The sequence below is a fragment of the Sphingorhabdus sp. genome, assembly GCF_040079335.1.
Lineage (GTDB): Bacteria > Pseudomonadota > Alphaproteobacteria > Sphingomonadales > Sphingomonadaceae > Sphingorhabdus_B.
Genome location: NZ_JBEBKL010000008.1, coordinates 21,254 through 36,990 on the forward strand (window position 1 = coordinate 21,254; position 15,737 = coordinate 36,990).

The following is a 15,737-nucleotide window of genomic DNA, read 5'->3' on the forward strand; positions in this document are numbered from 1 at the left end:
ACGCTAACGTAAACTAATGTCGCTTCTGCCTGTTAGGGAGAAGGTGGCGCGGCGATGAACAATATATTGGCTAATGGAAGACCGGCTGATGCGACAATCGAGACGCCTGACGCGCTCGGCCGCGAGAACTATACGATCTCCGATCTATCTGCCGAATTTGACGTAACGGCTCGCGCGCTGCGTTTCTACGAGGATCAGGGACTGATCTCGCCGGAACGGCAGGGGCTTTCGCGCATCTATTCGAAACGGGATCGCGCCCGTCTGGCCTGGATACTTCGCGCCAAGCGGGTTGGATTCAGCCTTGCCGAAATTCGCGAAATGATCGATCTTTATGATCTGAACGATGGTCGTAATGTCCAGCGTCGCGTTACCATACAAAAGTGCCGCGAACGCGCCGAATTGCTTAAAAAGCAACGGCAGGATCTGGATAGTGCGATCGCCGAACTCAATGATTTTGTCGCCTTGGTCGAACGCGTCGAGGCAGAAGAAACCAAGGCAGCCTGAACTGCCATAACTTAAAGACCAGAGGACGTTATGCCGCAATATAAAGCGCCGGTGCGCGATACGCTTTTCATTCTCAACGAAGTGCTGGGCATCGATAAATATGCCAATATGCCGGGCTTTGAAAATGCCAGCGCCGATATGGTCGAGGCTATCCTGACTGAGGGTGCGAAGTTCGTCGAGAATGAGCTGTTTCCACTAAACGGGGTCGGCGACAAGCAGGGCTGCACCCGCCATGCCGATGGTTCGGTGACGACGCCGGAAGGCTTTAAGGAAGCCTATAGGGCCTATTGCGAAGCGGGCTGGGGTACGCTTTCGGCACCGGTCGAATATGGCGGGCAGGGGATGCCGCACGTCCTTTCGATGGCGTTTGAAGAGTATATGGCAAGCTCGAACATGGCTTTCGGCATGTATCCGGGGCTAACCCACGGTGCGGTATCGGCTATCCTCGTCAAGGGCAGCGATGAGTTGAAGGCGATCTATGCGCCCAATATGATCAGCGGCAAATGGACCGGCACCATGAACCTGACCGAGCCGCATTGCGGCACCGATCTGGGCCTGATCCGCACCAAGGCTGTGCCCAATGGCGATGGCAGCTATGCGATCACCGGCACGAAAATCTTCATTTCGTCGGGCGACCACGATCTGGCCGAGAATATCATCCATCTGGTGCTGGCAAAGACGCCTGATGCGCCGGACAATGTGAAAGGCATTTCGCTTTTCATCGTGCCCAAATTCCTCGTCAACGAAGACGGTTCGCTGGGCGCGCGCAATCCGCTGGGCTGCGGCTCGCTCGAACATAAGATGGGCATTCACGGCAATGCCACCTGTGTGATGAACTATGACGGGGCGACCGGCTATCTGGTGGGTGAGGAGAATAAGGGCCTCGCCGCGATGTTTATCATGATGAACATTGCGCGTCTGGGAGTCGGCCAGCAAGGTTTGGGCGTTGCCGAGGTGGCTTACCAGAACGCCGTGCAATATGCGCATGATCGTCGCCAGGGCCGCGCGCTTACCGGGCCGCAGGATCTGAACGAGAAAGCCGACACGCTGTTCGTCCACCCCGACATCCGCCGGATGCTGATGGATTCGAAGGCGTTCACCGAAGGGATGCGCGCTTTGTGCCTGAACGGAGCGCTGCTGGCTGACATCATCCACAATGGCCAGACTGAGGAAGAACGCACGGTTGCAGACGACCTGCTCTCGCTGCTCACCCCGGTCATCAAAGGCTATGGCACCGACAAGGGCTATGAAGTCGCAACCAATGCGCAGCAGGTCTATGGCGGCCACGGCTATGTCGGTGAATGGGGCATGGAACAATATGTCCGCGATGCCCGCATTACGATGATTTACGAAGGCGCCAATGGCGTGCAGGCGATGGATTTGGTCGGTCGCAAGCTCGCGCAAAATGGCGGGCGTGCCGTGCAGGCATTCTTCAAGCTCGTTGATGACGAATGCGCCGCGGCCAAGGGCAGCAAGCTCGAAGATTTCGCAACCCGGCTTGAAAAGGCCAATGGCGAATTGAAGGCGGCCACGATGTGGTTCATGCAGAATGGCATGGTTAACCCGAACAATGTCGGCGCTGGTGCGCATCATTATATGCACATCATGGGGATCGTGGCGCTCGGCCTGCAATGGCTGCGTATGGCGACGGCTTCGCAAGCTGCGCTCGATGCAGGCAACGGTAATGCCAAATTTTACGAAACCAAGCTGGTGACCGCACGCTATTTTGCCGAGCGTTTCATTCCCGATTGCGGTGCGCTGCGCCGCAAGATCGAGGCGGGCAGCGAAGCGATCATGGCGCTGGAACCGGAGATGTTTGCGGTAGCCTGATATGGCCGCAAAGGCATCCGCCGCAGCGAAACCCGTCGTCGAAGAGGGGCGTAACTGCTGGCGGATTGCCCGTGCGGGCCGGGTGTCGGTGGTGGTCGATGCCGCCGACTATTTCCACTATGTCCGCGAATTGTGCGAAGAGGCGCAGAACCTGCTGCTGTTCATCGGCTGGGATTTTGACTCGCGCATATCGCTTGAACCCGGTGACCGGAGCAGGCGGGCGCGGTTGTCCGGATTCTTCCTGCGGCTGGCGCGTCGTAACCCGCGCCGCCGCATCGCCATCCTGAAATGGCGGTTCGGTGCGCTCAAGCAATTCCTGATCCCCGCCAGCGCATGGACGCTGGCGCGCTGGGCGGCGACGCGGGCGATCGAGTTCAAATTTGACGGCGCGCACCCTGCAGGATGCAGCCATCACCAAAAGATTGTCGTCGTCGACGATTGCCTTGCCGTCTGTGGCGGCATCGATCTGGCCTCGGGCCGATGGGACACTCCGGAACATCTCGACGACGACCCCAAACGCCTGCTGCCCAATGGCAAGCCGCAAGCGCCCTGGCATGACATTACGATGCTGATGGACGGCGAAATTGCCGGGGCGTTGGGCGAACTGGCGCGCGATCGCTGGGATATTGCGGGGGGCAAGAAGTTGCCGCCGGTCCAGTCGATCGAGCCACAATGGCCGGACGACGTGCCGGTGCTGTTCGAAAATGTCGACCTGGCCATCGCCCGCACCCGTGCTCCCTATGGCGACGTAGAGGAGGTGCGGGAGATTGAGACGCTCTATCTCGATATGATCGCGGCGGCCCAGGAGTTCATCTATGTCGAAAACCAGTATCTGACCTCGGCCAAGATTGCCGCCGCCATCGCCACACGCATGGGGGAAGCCAATCCGCCTGACATTGTCGTAGTCATGCCTCGCTCGGCGGAGGGTTGGCTCGAACAGAAAGCGATGGATGCAGCGCGGGTGCAACTGGCGCGGGCCATTGGCAAGGTCGACAAGGGCGATCGCTTCCGCATCTATGTGCCCGTCACCAAGGGCTGTTCCGACATTTACGTCCATGCCAAGCTGATGATTGTCGACGACCGGATCTTGCGGATCGGCTCTGCAAATCTCAACAACCGCTCGCTGGGGCTTGATAGCGAATGCGACATGGTGCTCGATTGTGCGCTGCCGGCGAACAAGGGTGCGGAAAAGGCGATATCTGCACTGCGAACACGGTTGATGGCGGAGCATCTCGGCGTCGAGGAGCATGTCGTCGCCGAAACATTTGCGAAATGCGGCTCGCTGGTCGACACCGTCGAGGCGCTGCGTGGGGCGGGCAAGACGCTCGAACTGCTCGACCTTGAAAAGCCGGGGCCGCTCGACAAGCTGATCGCCGAGAATGAACTGCTCGATCCTGAGCATGCAGAGGGCTTTCTAGAACCGTTGCAGCAGCGCGGATTGCGCAAACGATGGCGCGAAGGCAGGGCACGTATCGCCAAGAGGCTGGCCCGCAGGCGGACGTCGGATCGGTGAACCGCATCAGCGGGACGACAATGTGAGTGCGACGAGCGGTTAAGCCCTTTCGCGGCTCCTCTCGGCGCTTGCTGCTGGTCAACACGCGGCAATGGTCGAAAAGTCCCAATCGACAGGGGGTTGTGCAATCAAGGAGCAACCGATGTCGATAACCCGGAAATGGTCGCAAAATCCCATCCTATGGGCCGCCGCACTGGCGCTTATTCTGCCTTTTGCCTTTGGAACAGTCCACGCAGCCGAGCCTGCAAAACCCGTAAAACCGGCGACCAGCGCCGAAGCACCCGTCTCGCCGCCTACGCTCGACAGCAATGGCGATGGCAAAATGGACGCGTGGGACCGCGACGGCGATGGAAAGGCCGACGCGTGGGACACCAATGGCGATGCCAAGCCTGACCAGTTCGACAATGACGGCGATGGAAAGCCTGACGCCGAACGTTGACCTGTTTCGGCCCGCGGGTCGCTTCAGGTCGGGCCGGAGCCGGGGCGGAGCGATCCGCCCCGGTACATTTCATTCAACCGGCAGGAAATCGGGAACCGAAAGATAGCGTTCGCCGGTATCATAGTTGAAACCAAGCACACGGGTACCTGCGGGCAGTTCCTTGAGCTTCTGTGCAATCGCGGCGAGCGTCGCGCCCGAAGAAATACCAACCAGCATGCCTTCCTCACGCGCTGCACGGCGCGCCATTTCCTTGGCGTCTTCGGGGTCGACCTGAATGACCCCGTCGATCAATTGGGTGTGCAAGTTGGCTGGCATGAAGCCCGCGCCAATGCCCTGGATCGGGTGCGGCCCCGGCTGACCGCCGCTGATCACCGGAGACAGCGTCGGTTCGACGGCATAGACCTTCAGATTGGGCCACGCCTCTTTCAGAAATTTGGCACAGCCGGTGATATGGCCGCCCGTTCCCACGCCGGTAATCAGCACATCAATCGGGCTGTCCTTGAAATCGGCGAGGATTTCAGGGCCGGTCGTGCGCACATGGACGTCGACATTGGCCGGATTTTCAAACTGCTGCGGCATCCAGCTATTGGGGGTGCCTTCGACCAGTTCGATTGCGCGCTCAATCGCACCTTTCATACCCTTTTCGCGCGGCGTCAGGTCAAAGGTCGCGCCATAGGCCAGCATCAGGCGACGACGCTCGATCGACATGCTTTCGGGCATCACAAGCACCAGCTTGTAGCCCTTGACTGCTGCCACCATCGCAAGGCCGACGCCGGTATTGCCGCTGGTCGGCTCGATAATCGTTCCGCCCGGTTTCAGGCTGCCATCCTTTTCTGCCGCCTCGATCATGGCAAGCCCAATACGGTCCTTGATCGATCCACCGGGGTTCGACCGTTCCGATTTTACCCAGACTTCGGCGTCGCCGAACATCCGCTGGAGGCGGATATGCGCGCTGTTGCCGATTGTTTCGAGGATGGAATTGGCCTTCATGCTTTGGGCTCCTTTACTTCACGAAATTGCGGCTCAAACGTCCGGGCGTTTTTGAGTTCGGGGAACAGCTTTGCCCAGATTCCTGTGATAACAATAGCCCCGGCGCCACCGAATACAACTGCTCCGACCGGGCCGAGCAGCGCAGCCGCAAAGCCCGATTGCAGTTCGCCCAATTCGTTGGAGGCTGAAATGGCGAGTCCCGACACCGAACTCACCCGTCCGCGCATCGCATCGGGGGTGTTGAGCTGAACCAGCGAACCGCGCACATAGACCGAGAGCATGTCAGCCGCCCCCAATATGGCGAGCATCGACAACGCTACCGCCATGGATGCGCCCATATCAAGCCTGTCGATCTTGGCATCACCGAACAGGTATTGGCCGATGATGTGCGAATAGCCAAAGCCGATAGTAGTTATGCCGAACACCACCACCGCCCAAAGCATCTTGGCGCCGACATTATGCTTCAATGGCCAAAATGACAGATAAATGGCAACTATCACAGCGCCAAAAGCAGGCGCGGCACGAAGCAGACCCAAACCATCCGGGCCGACGTGCAATATGTCGCGCGCATAAACAGGGAGTAGCGCCGTCGCGCCAGCCAATAAAACGGCGAACAGATCGAGCGTGATCGCGCCCAGCAAAAACCGCTCGGAGAAGGTATATTTCATCCCCTCAACCATCATCCGCACAGGATGCTTTTTCTCCGTCATTGGCGGCGGGAAAACGGGACGCACAGTCGCGATTGAAATGCTCGACAGGATAAGCAGTGCAACCGTCATCCAATAAGAGCCGGAAGCATTTTGTGCGTACATCAAGCCGCCGACTGCAGGGCCGATCACCGATGCACTTTGCCATGCGATAGAACCCAAAGCGATGGCGCGAGGGAGCGATTCCGGCGGGACGATGTTGGGCGCAATTGCCGACATGGCAGGGCCTACGAAGACGCGTGCCACGCCGTGGAAAGCTGCGAGCACGAACAGCAAAGGCAAGGTCAGCGCATCATGATAGGTCAAAAGGCCAAGCCCAAGTGCAACCCCTGCATCGACAATATTGGCGAAAATCGCGACCCGCCGACGTTCGAAACGGTCCGCTGCCCAGCCCGCCACAGGCGTCAGCAAAGCCAGTGGAATGAACTGGAATAGCCCGAGTAATCCGAGTTGAAACGCGGCTGCTTTGGGGGACATGCCATAATCGGTGCGGGCCACATCATAGACCTGCCACGCGATGACCACGACCATCGACATGGTGGCGATCACTGCCATGAAACGCGCCAGCCAATAGCGGCGATAGTCGGGTATGCTGAAAGGATGCGGCGCGGACGACATGCTCGTTCGTCGCCTATCGGCTTCGGTCGGGCATGGCAATCGTGCTGTGCTTGGCGACGCTAAAGTTGCGCTTTGCATGGCGCTCCATGTCGCTCATCGAATTCGCGCTGGAACTGGATCGCAAACAGGTGCAGCATCGCTGCATCATATCTATTCGGGGAGTTACAGCATGAGATTGAAACAGGCGGCCTTGGCCGTATCGCTGGCCGCAATGGCCCTGACCGGCGGCTGCAAGAAAGTCGATGGTGACACTGCGGAGCTGACTGCCAATGATGGCAGCGCATGGGGCGGCTTTGTCGAAACATTTCTTGAAGGCTATTTCAAGGTCAATCCGACTTTTGCCGTCTATCAGGGCAAGCATGAATTTGATGGCCAACTTCCCGATTGGTCGCCCGAGGGCATCAAGGCGGCGGTTGAGTATCGCAAGAAAGCGATTGCCGACGCCAAGGCGATCGACGCATCGAAACTGACCGACGCGCAAAAATTCGAGCGCGACTATCTGGTGCATGCAATGGAAGGCGAACTCTTCTTCCTTGAAGATGCCGATATGCTGCACAAAAATCCGTCGGCCTATGTCGGTGTGCTCGACCCCAATGTCTATATCGCGCGGCCCTATGCCGATGCCGAAACGCGGATGAAGGCGTTTATCAAATATGCCAATAACGTCCCTAAGGCGGCGGAGCAGATCAAGGCGAACCTGAAGCTACCGCTACCTGCCACCTATGTGAAAATCGGCACTGCCGGTTTTGGTGGCTTTGCCGACTATTATACCGGTGACGCCAAAAAAGCCTTTGCGGAGGTGAAGGATGCCGAGCTGCAAAAGCAGTTTGACGAGGCCGCAGCAAAAGCAGCCGCAGCGATGAAGGATCTGGCAGGCTATGTCGGATCGCAGCCGGGAAGTGATGGCGGTTATGCGCTGGGCGCGGACAAGTTCGCCAAGATGGTCTTGAAGACCGAAGGCGTAAATGTTGCGCTCGATGAGCTGGAGGCAATCGGTCGCGCCGATCTGAAGGCTAATCAGGATGCGCTGGCCAAGGCATGCAGTATTTATGCGCCGGGTGCGTCGATGCAGGATTGCATGACCAAGATGGGCATGAACAAGTCGCCAGACGGCCCCGTCGCCGAAGCGCGTCGCCAGTTGCCGCCGCTCCGCAAGTTCCTGATCGACAAGGACATCGTTTCGATCCCCGGCACCGAGGAAGCGCAGGTCGAGGAATCTCCGCCCTATAACCGGCAGAACAGCGCCTATATCGACATCCCCGGGCCCTATGAGAAAGGCCTGCCGTCGGTCTATTATATCTCGCCCCCCGATCCGACTTGGGATCAGGCGACGCAGGACGGTTTCGTCCCCGGAAAGTATGATCTGCTCGGTACTTCGGTGCACGAGGTCTGGCCGGGCCACTTCCTCAACTTCCTCCACTCGAACCGGTCTAAGTCGATCTTTGGCAAGCTGTTCGTCGGCTATGCCTTTGCCGAAGGCTGGGCGCATTATACCGAGGAAATGATGATGGATGCGGGGCTGGGCGACACCACCGCTTCGCCAGAGGAAGCTGCCGAGATGAAGGTCGGTCAGCTGTCAAACGCATTGTTGCGCAATTGCCGTTACCTGTCTGCCATCGGCCTGCACGCGCGCGGGATGACGGTTGCGCAGTCCGAACAGCTGTTCAAAACCGAATGCTATCAGGATGCCGGCAACAGCAAGCAGCAGGCGGCGCGTGGGACTTATGATCCGGCCTATCTCAATTACACGATGGGCAAGCTGATGATCCGCAAGCTGCGCGATGACTGGACCAAGGGCGACCGCAAGAAATGGAAGGCGTTCCACGACGAATTCCTCTCCTATGGCGGCCCGCCCATCCCGATGGTGCGCGCGGCGATGCTGAAGGAAGAGGAAGCCAAGGCGGTCTTTTGATGCAATTAATCCTCTCCCCATCAGGGGAGAGGTATGTAGCCTTGGCGCTGAAAGCGCTTAGGCGAAGTGGAGAGCGGGAGGCTGGGCGCTACCCCTCTCTGCCGCGACTAGGCAGCAAGCTGCCAAGTCTCGCGGTCTCTCCCCTGAAGGGGAGAGACATGGCTCACTCCTTTACGGGCTCATCACTCAAAGGCGTGTTCTTGCCCCACCAGCGGCGCAGACCAGCACCGAGAGGGCTGCGCAACAGCCACACGACCAGCGCGCCAAGCAGCACCCAGGGCAGCCCGCCACCGATCAGCAACAGCAGGAAACTCGCCATCGTCACAAAGCTGGCGATCGCGGTTCCCCACGCCCCGGCAAAGGGATTGCCGCTGCCAAAGCCGGGGATGCCTTCGCCGCCCGAATAACTGAATTCCATCGGCGTGGTCGCCAACTGCTCCTCGCCAGACCGCCGCGTGTCCCGTTCGCCGTCCAGCTGTTCACGGATGCGTTGTGCCTGCTCCTGCAATTCGGTGCGCTCCCGGTCGCCCATGCCGCCTGCTTTCAGCCGCGTTTCGATGCGGGTGAGTTCGGCCTGCAGGTCTGAACTGCGGCGTTGTGAGGCCGAGATTCCGCTGCCGACATCGACGCCCTGGATCTGGCTGTCGACCAATATCCCCTTGGCCTTTTCGACCGAGGCGATGGCATCCTTGCCAAATTTGCGCGCGATTGACGGGTCGAGCTTGAAGGCAAGCGACGCATTCACCTCATCCTCGTCGATCAATGAATAACGCATGCCGGTGATGCGGCAGCGTGACAGGCCCAGTGTTTCGCACGCGGCGGCATGCTCCTCCTGCACCGCTGCGATCTTTGCGTCGGGCACGCGGAAGGCATAGCGATAGTTGAACGCCACCCCCGGTGCCGCACTGACGCGGACATTGGGGCCAGCGACGGCATCGGCGGACATCGGCTCGGATGCGTCCATTTCGGCCATCGGCGCTTCTTCGCGAACATCCATGGTGGACATGGCTTCGCGCGATTTGGTTTCTTCCGCGCCCTGACATCCGGCGAGGATCATTGTTGTAGCAATTAACGGGGTAGCGAGGACGAACACATGGCGTTTCATGATTTCTCTCCCAAGACAGCGGCAACGCACCGCCGACTCGATGAGATGTTATTACATTGCTGATTGCAAGCCTTTGTCGACGCTGCCTTGTTCGGGGCTGAGCTTATGCGCGGGATGGACTTGCTGAAGTCCGCAGAAACTCTAGCAATTCAGTTGAGAAAAACATTTGCGACATTTCCGGCCAAGTCTGTCGTGGGCCGGGGCGGGCTTAACATAAGCTGCAACGTACCACTGCGACTCGATGACGCGCCATCTATCGGAAGCTATTGCGGAACCGTCTCGCCCTGGTTCCACGCAATCCAGTTTTCAAACTCGTCAAAGCGCAAGGGATTGAGGAATTTGATCCCCGCCTGCTTGTCGCGGCTCCAGACCATCGAAACCTTTCGTCGCGAAAGGCCAGCAATGACGAGCGTATAGCTTTCACCGGGTTTCAGCTGCTTGATTTTGCTCAGCCTGACGCCATTGGTCGAAATGTCGATCGCTTCGCATTCAATGGTCTGTTGCTCGGTGACCAGCTTGGCAGGCACATTGCAGCCATAGCGCGGCAAGCGCGGCTTGATCCGCGCGATCGAGATGCCGGATTTTTTCAGCACCGCGTCGACATCGGCCGGTTCGGTGAACTCGATGCCCGCAAACCCGCCATTCTGCCAACGCACTTTCCCGGCGAGCGAGAGGTTGGAGCGGAATTCGATCCGTATCCGATCTTCGGTCGTCAATTTGGCCAGGGTTTCGATATTTGCGCCGCCCGACGAAATATTGTGCACGCGGCATGGCAGTTCGCGCCCAGCGGCGATAATCTTTGCGGTCAGCCTTACCGACAGCTGCCGTTCTTCGTCGCGCCGGTCCGGCGCAGGCATATAGACGAAGTCGTCAGACTCCGCCGCAAAGCCGTTTTTGAACGCTGAACCGCTGTCAAATTCCATATTGCGACCGAACTCCAATAGACTGAAATGCCTGTTTTTGCGGTAACGGCCTGCTTATTGTAAAATTCATCAATCACCTTGGCTAACAGCAAACTGCCCGCGGCAGTGAATGCGGGGCGCTTTCCGTTGTAAATGGGTAGTTTGAATGCTTAACAGTCGGTGAGGCGGGTAAACCGTATCGGGGAGAGAGGCGTGCCAAGCGACGCAGAATTGATGGAAGTCAGCCTGATCGCGGTCGCCGATGCGGGCGTGGAACTGCGCCACCCGCTATTCGCGCGCTGGTTCGCGGCATGGCCCGAACGGCGCGCAACCTTTATCAACACCGATGCCTCTTCGCGCCGGATGACCGACGAGACGCTAGAGATGATGCTGGGCCTCGCCAAGGGGGAGGAGAATTGGGTCTGGCCCCTCGTCGCCGAACTCGCCTTCACCCACCGCAGCTATGGCCGCTTGCCCTGGGTCGAATATGAAAGCTGGATCGACCTGACCATCGACTGCATCGGCGACGCCGCAGGCGCAGCGTGGAGCGCAGAGGCGGATGCTGCGTGGCGACGGCATGGCGAGCGGTTGAAAGTGCTGATCATAGAGGCGCGCGAAGGCTGGGACCGGGCGATGCCGGGGCATATACTGGGGGAATTGCCGACGGTTGGCTGATGCGAACCCATCTCTCCCCTTCAGGGGAGAGATACAAGCCTTACTGCTGAAAGCAGTTAGGCGCAGTTGAGAGGGGGAAGGGTAGCACAACCTCACCGTCCAGCCCCTCTCCGCTGCGACTAGGCGGCAAGCCGCCAAGTCTCGCACCTCTCCCCTATCGGAGAGAGGCCGCAATCGTCGCAAGCACGCTCTCGATATCCTGCATCACGTCCCGATTGGAAAATCGCAGCACGTGATAGCCTTTGCGTTCCAGAAACCGCGTCCGTTCGGCATCATAGGCTCCCTGCGCGCCATGTGTATCACCATCAATTTCGACCACCAGCATCACCGGCGCACGACAGGCAAAGTCGGCGATATACGGCCCAATCACCACCTGCCTGCGAAACTTCGCTCCGCCCAACTGGTCTGCCTTCAGATACGCCCATAGCTTGCGCTCCGGCGGTGTAGCCTCCCGCCGCATCTGCTTTGCCCGACCGATCAGTTTCTGGCTGCGCAATCCCTCTCTCCTTTAGGGGAGAGGTACGAAGTCTTATTGCTGAAAGCAATTAGACGAAGTGGAGAGGGGGAGGTTAAGCGATGTCATCTCTCCCCTTCAGGGGAGAGATACAAGCCTTACTGCTGAAAGCAGTTAGGCGCCGTTGAGAGGGAGAAGGGTGGAGCAAACCTAACCGCCGCAGCCCCTCTCCGCTGCGACTAAGGCCTGCTGCGCAGACCTAAGTCTCACACCTCTCCCCTAAAGGAGAGAGGGGGGGACACGCGGAGGCCTGCCGCACAAAGATGTCCCTCTCCCCTTTAGGGGAGAGGCTAGGAGAGGGGGAGTCTGGCGCCAACATATGTTAGCAAAACCAACCCACCCCGCCGCACCAGCGCAGGCTGGTGCCTATCTCGATTGTCGGTTTAAGCGGAGAAACGCGATGGGCCGCACCTGTTCATCGTTTCATGAAATGCTCTATTTGTAAGAATTCAGATTTGGGTTATCACAAAGCGCATCGAGAGTTTCATTGACCACAAGGGGCAGCAAAGTGAAGTCTGAAGAAAACGACACGCCGTCAAACAATGGCGATTCATCAATCCCTGGGAAGTCACTTATTTTCATTAGCCATGACACGCGCGACGCTGGAATAGCGGAGGCATTCAGCGCATTGCTGAAAAGTGTCAGTGCAGGAGTACTTAAATCATTCAGGTCATCCGATAAAAAAGGAAATCAGGGTATCGAGTTCGGTGTAGAGTGGTATCCAGAGATCATGAAGAAGCTTGAATTGGCTTCAGATGTGGTTTGCCTCCTCACGCCAAATAGTGTGAACCGGCCTTGGATTCTCTACGAAGCAGGTGTCGCAAAAGGAAAGCTGGAAACGCCGGTTCATGGCGTTGCCCTCGGTATCGCACTGCAAGCCGCTAGCTCTGGTCCATTCGCTCAGTTTCAAAACAGCGACGACACAGATGACTCGCTTACACAGTTGGTGATGCAGCTCGTAAGTCGAATTCCGAACGCAGAGCCAGATCGCGATGTCGTTAAAACACAGGTTGCGGCCTTCAAGAGTAAGATTGAGCCTTTATTGAAGGCCAGCGACGGGGCTATACCTCAAGAACAGGACAGTGAAGAAGCTTCAGTGGCCAAGCTTTTTGAAGAAGTGAAGGTGATGTTTCAGGACCTTCCCAGCCGCATTGAGAGACGCTTTGATCCAGAATATTCTCCGGCTATTCGGAATAGAAAACGTCTTTCAAGCAAAGTCTTTTATGAACTTTCGCGAGATTTTGACAAAGAGCTGCCAGACGGGATCGGGCTGTTGATTGTTGCGAGCCAGTTCAAAGACGAATTTCCTTGGCTTTATGAACTCGCGCTTGATGCGTATCGGCAGATGTCGGAGAATGGTGAAGCCTTGGAATCGCTTCAGCGGTTGGATCATGCGCTACATTTGACTTTTCATCACCCCATGATGCGTGAAATTGGATTCAGATCGAAAGACCGTTACATGGATGCCGAACTGATGATGGAATCGATGCATCGGGCAATATCGTTCACACGAGATCGCATCGCTCACCGATCAGCACCTATCGGCTCGGGTTGGACCGATGATCGTATCGAGACTTTGCGATCATTGTGGAATGCAGGAAAGACCGCGTCTGAAATTGCCAAAGCACTCGGCGGTGTAAGTCGTAACGCTGTGCTTGGCAAAGCGCATAGGTTAGGGCTGAAGCCACTGAGCAGCCGAGAGCTTCTCGGAGACGAGGACTTCAATTAGAGTTAGTAACTCACCCCACCGTAACAAAACTATCCATCACCCGCTTCCGCCCGGCCTGCTCAAATTCAATCTCCAGCTTGTTGCCCTCGATATCCTCGATCAGGCCATAGCCAAATTTCTCGTGAAACACGCGCATGCCGATAGCGAGGTCGGTGCGGCCTTGGGCGCCCAGACCCACCGCTGGTTTGTTCGCCTCCTGCACGCGGGACGGCACCGGGTTGAACCCGCCGCTGGTCGCCGCGCGTTGCCATCCGGGGCCGCGTTGGCCGGCCCTTGTCGCGTTGGCCGCCGCCAGATGCGCAAAGGGGTCGGCGCGTTCGGACCAGTTGGCGCGCCATAGCGATGCTCCGCCGGTCATCGTCTGCTCATTCTCGATATGCTCGGCGGGCAATTCGTCAATGAAGCGGCTGGGGATGCTGCTGGTCCATTGGCCGTAAATCCGCCGGTTTGCGGCATGGGTGATGGTGCATTTTTCGCGCGCTCGGGTGATCGCGACATAGGCGAGGCGGCGTTCTTCCTCGACGCTGGCGAGGCCACCTTCGTCCATCGCGCGTTGCGACGGGAAGACGCCATCTTCCCAGCCCACGCAGAAAACATGATTATATTCCAGCCCCTTGGCGGCGTGGATTGTCATGATGGTGACGGCCTCGTCCTGCGCATTGGCGTCATTATCCATTACAAGGCTGACATGTTCGAGGAAATCGCCGAGCGATTCATATTCCTCCATCGCGCGGACGAGTTCCTTGAGGTTTTCGAGCCGTCCCGATGCCTCGACGCTGCGTTCGGCCTGCAGCATCGCGGTATAGCCGCTGTCTTCCAGCACCAGTTCGGTCAATGCGGACGGGGGCAGGGTGGTGGCGCTATCGCGCCAGCGCGCAATGTCTATCACGAGATCGGATAAGGATTTACGCGCCTTGCCGGTCAGTTCGTCGGTACCAATTATGCGCGCGGCGGCGACGCTTAAGGGTGCGCGTTCGGCGCGGGCGACGCGATGGATTTTCTCGACCGCCTTGTCGCCTATGCCGCGTTTCGGCGTGTTGACGATGCGTTCAAAGGCCAGGTCGTCGGCCGGCTGGTTGATGACGCGTAAGTAAGCGATCGCGTCGCGGATTTCGGCGCGTTCGTAAAAGCGGAAGCCGCCGATAATCTTGTAGTTGAGGCCGATCTGAATGAAGCGGTCTTCAAATTCGCGCGTCTGGAACTGCGCGCGAACGAGGATCGCGATATCGTTCAGTGAGACCTTTTTATATTGCAGCGCCTCTATCTCGTCGCCGATGCGGCGCGCCTCTTCGGGGCCATCCCACACGCCCAAGATGCGCACCTTTTCACCGCTGTCGAGATCGGTCCACAACGTCTTGCCCAACCGACCGCTGTTGGCCGAAATCAGGCCCGAGGCGGCGGCGAGGATGTGCGGGGTGGAGCGGTAATTCTGTTCAAGCCGGATGATTTTTGCGCCGGGAAAATCCTTTTCAAAGCGCAATATGTTGGCGACCTCCGCCCCGCGCCAGCTGTAGATCGACTGGTCATCATCGCCGACACAGGCGATATTCTTGCGCTTCTGCGCGAGCAGCCGCAGCCAGAGATATTGGACAGCGTTGGTATCCTGATATTCGTCGACGAGGATATATTTGAACTTCTCCTGATACTCCTCAAGCACATCGCGGTGGTTTTTGAGAAGCGTCAAATTGTGCAGCAACAGGTCGCCAAAATCGCAGGCGTTGAGTTCGCGCAGGCGCGCCTGATAGACGGTGTACATCGCCTGACCTTTGCCTTCGGCATAGAGCGCGCTCTCGCCGGCATCGAGATCGGCGGGGGTTAGCCCCTTATTCTTCCAGCGATCGATAAAGCCCGCCAGTTGCCGCGCGGGCCAGCGCTTTTCATCAAGATTGGCGGCCTCGATAAGCTGTTTGAGCAGCCTTATCTGGTCGTCGGTGTCGATGATGGTGAAGTTGCTTTTTAAGCCGAGCAGTTCGGCATGCCGCCGCAGCATCTTCGCGCCGGTCGAGTGGAAGGTGCCGAGCCATGGCATGCCTTCCACCGCATCGCCGATCATCCGGCCCATCCGCTCCTTCATCTCGCGCGCCGCCTTGTTCGTAAAGGTAACGGCGAGGATTTCGGACGGCCAAGCCAGCCGCTCCGCAATGATATGCGCGAGCCGCGCGGTGAGCGCGGCGGTCTTGCCCGTGCCCGCCCCTGCCAGCACCAGCACCGGGCCTTGCGTGGTCAGCACAGCCTCTCGCTGCGGCGGGTTCAGGCCGTCGAGCCAGGGATATTGCGGGGCAGGGGCGTTGTGAGTCAC

At 58.4% G+C, this 15,737-nt stretch carries 12 protein-coding genes and 1 pseudogene; 7 read left to right on the forward strand and 6 right to left on the reverse strand.

The window, feature by feature from the left end; translation table 11 throughout:
* Positions 1-54 precede the first annotated feature (54 nt).
* The 4 genes from ABL922_RS04115 to ABL922_RS04130 all read left to right on the forward strand — a co-directional run bounded on the left by ABL922_RS04115 (position 55) and on the right by ABL922_RS04130 (position 4,286).
* Positions 55-504: a MerR family DNA-binding transcriptional regulator gene (locus ABL922_RS04115; RefSeq protein WP_349022937.1), complete on the forward strand. Its 450-nt coding sequence runs from the start codon at positions 55-57 to the stop codon at positions 502-504.
* A gap of 30 nt (positions 505-534) precedes the next feature.
* Positions 535-2,334, forward strand: coding sequence for an acyl-CoA dehydrogenase C-terminal domain-containing protein (locus ABL922_RS04120; RefSeq protein ID WP_349022938.1), 1,800 nt, complete (start codon positions 535-537; stop codon positions 2,332-2,334).
* Between the two features lies 1 nt (position 2,335).
* Positions 2,336-3,847 carry a phospholipase D-like domain-containing protein gene (locus tag ABL922_RS04125; protein ID WP_349022939.1) on the forward strand — a complete coding sequence of 504 codons (1,512 nt, stop codon included), beginning with the start codon at positions 2,336-2,338 and terminating at the stop codon, positions 3,845-3,847.
* 142 nt (positions 3,848-3,989) lie between these two features.
* Positions 3,990-4,286 carry a hypothetical protein gene (locus ABL922_RS04130; protein ID WP_349022940.1) on the forward strand — a complete coding sequence of 99 codons (297 nt, stop codon included), beginning with the start codon at positions 3,990-3,992 and terminating at the stop codon, positions 4,284-4,286.
* Between the two features lie 69 nt (positions 4,287-4,355).
* Here ABL922_RS04130 and cysK read toward each other — a convergent pair whose 3' ends face one another.
* Together cysK and ABL922_RS04140 are read right to left on the reverse strand one after the other, a co-directional pair.
* Positions 4,356-5,276: a cysteine synthase A gene (gene cysK / locus ABL922_RS04135; RefSeq protein WP_349022941.1), complete on the reverse strand. Its 921-nt coding sequence runs from the start codon at positions 5,274-5,276 to the stop codon at positions 4,356-4,358.
* On the reverse strand, positions 5,273-6,601 hold the full coding sequence (locus tag ABL922_RS04140) for an MFS transporter (protein ID WP_349022942.1): 1,329 nt from the start codon (positions 6,599-6,601) through the stop codon (positions 5,273-5,275). The genes cysK and ABL922_RS04140 overlap by 4 nt, the downstream gene beginning before the upstream one ends.
* Here ABL922_RS04140 and ABL922_RS04145 point away from each other — a divergent pair.
* Entirely contained in the window at positions 6,600-8,513 is a 1,914-nt protein-coding gene (locus tag ABL922_RS04145) for a DUF885 domain-containing protein (RefSeq protein WP_349022943.1), read from the forward strand. The genes ABL922_RS04140 and ABL922_RS04145 overlap by 2 nt on opposite strands.
* A gap of 163 nt (positions 8,514-8,676) precedes the next feature.
* Here ABL922_RS04145 and ABL922_RS04150 read toward each other — a convergent pair whose 3' ends face one another.
* Both ABL922_RS04150 and ABL922_RS04155 read right to left on the reverse strand, forming a co-directional pair.
* Complete coding sequence (locus tag ABL922_RS04150; protein ID WP_349022944.1) at positions 8,677-9,618, reverse strand: DUF4349 domain-containing protein; 942 nt, start codon at positions 9,616-9,618, stop codon at positions 8,677-8,679.
* Positions 9,619-9,881: 263 nt separating this feature from the next.
* The gene (locus tag ABL922_RS04155; RefSeq protein WP_349022945.1) at positions 9,882-10,541 is read right to left on the reverse strand and encodes a PilZ domain-containing protein; all 660 of its coding nucleotides are present in this window, start codon (positions 10,539-10,541) and stop codon (positions 9,882-9,884) included.
* 192 nt (positions 10,542-10,733) lie between these two features.
* Here ABL922_RS04155 and ABL922_RS04160 point away from each other — a divergent pair, with 192 nt between their 5' ends.
* Entirely contained in the window at positions 10,734-11,195 is a 462-nt protein-coding gene (locus ABL922_RS04160; protein WP_349022946.1) for a hypothetical protein, read from the forward strand.
* Positions 11,196-11,349: 154 nt separating this feature from the next.
* Here ABL922_RS04160 and ABL922_RS04165 read toward each other — a convergent pair whose 3' ends face one another.
* Positions 11,350-11,691, reverse strand: a complete 342-nt coding sequence (locus tag ABL922_RS04165) for a DUF559 domain-containing protein (protein WP_349022947.1) — start codon at positions 11,689-11,691, stop codon at positions 11,350-11,352.
* A 1,558-nt stretch (positions 11,692-13,249) separates the two neighbouring features.
* Here ABL922_RS04165 and ABL922_RS04170 point away from each other — a divergent pair.
* Positions 13,250-13,393, forward strand: a pseudogene (locus tag ABL922_RS04170) (GcrA family cell cycle regulator); the annotation flags it as partial.
* A 55-nt stretch (positions 13,394-13,448) separates the two neighbouring features.
* Here ABL922_RS04170 and ABL922_RS04175 read toward each other — a convergent pair.
* A complete protein-coding gene (locus ABL922_RS04175; RefSeq protein ID WP_349022948.1) occupies positions 13,449-15,737 on the reverse strand; it encodes a UvrD-helicase domain-containing protein in 2,289 nt (762 codons plus the stop codon).

Excerpts from the sequence above, each read along its gene's own strand:
- ABL922_RS04140 (WP_349022942.1), bottom strand. The coding sequence starts at position 6,601 with ATGTCGTCCGCGCCGCATCCTTTCAGCATACCCGACTATCGCCGCTAT.
- ABL922_RS04155 (WP_349022945.1), bottom strand. The coding sequence starts at position 10,541 with ATGGAATTTGACAGCGGTTCAGCGTTCAAAAACGGCTTTGCGGCGGAG.
- ABL922_RS04130 (WP_349022940.1), top strand. The coding sequence starts at position 3,990 with ATGTCGATAACCCGGAAATGGTCGCAAAATCCCATCCTATGGGCCGCC.
- ABL922_RS04115 (WP_349022937.1), top strand. The coding sequence starts at position 55 with ATGAACAATATATTGGCTAATGGAAGACCGGCTGATGCGACAATCGAG.
- ABL922_RS04145 (WP_349022943.1), top strand. The coding sequence starts at position 6,600 with ATGCTCGTTCGTCGCCTATCGGCTTCGGTCGGGCATGGCAATCGTGCT.
- ABL922_RS04150 (WP_349022944.1), bottom strand. The coding sequence starts at position 9,618 with ATGAAACGCCATGTGTTCGTCCTCGCTACCCCGTTAATTGCTACAACA.
- ABL922_RS04120 (WP_349022938.1), top strand. The coding sequence starts at position 535 with ATGCCGCAATATAAAGCGCCGGTGCGCGATACGCTTTTCATTCTCAAC.
- cysK (WP_349022941.1), bottom strand. The coding sequence starts at position 5,276 with ATGAAGGCCAATTCCATCCTCGAAACAATCGGCAACAGCGCGCATATC.
- ABL922_RS04125 (WP_349022939.1), top strand. The coding sequence starts at position 2,336 with ATGGCCGCAAAGGCATCCGCCGCAGCGAAACCCGTCGTCGAAGAGGGG.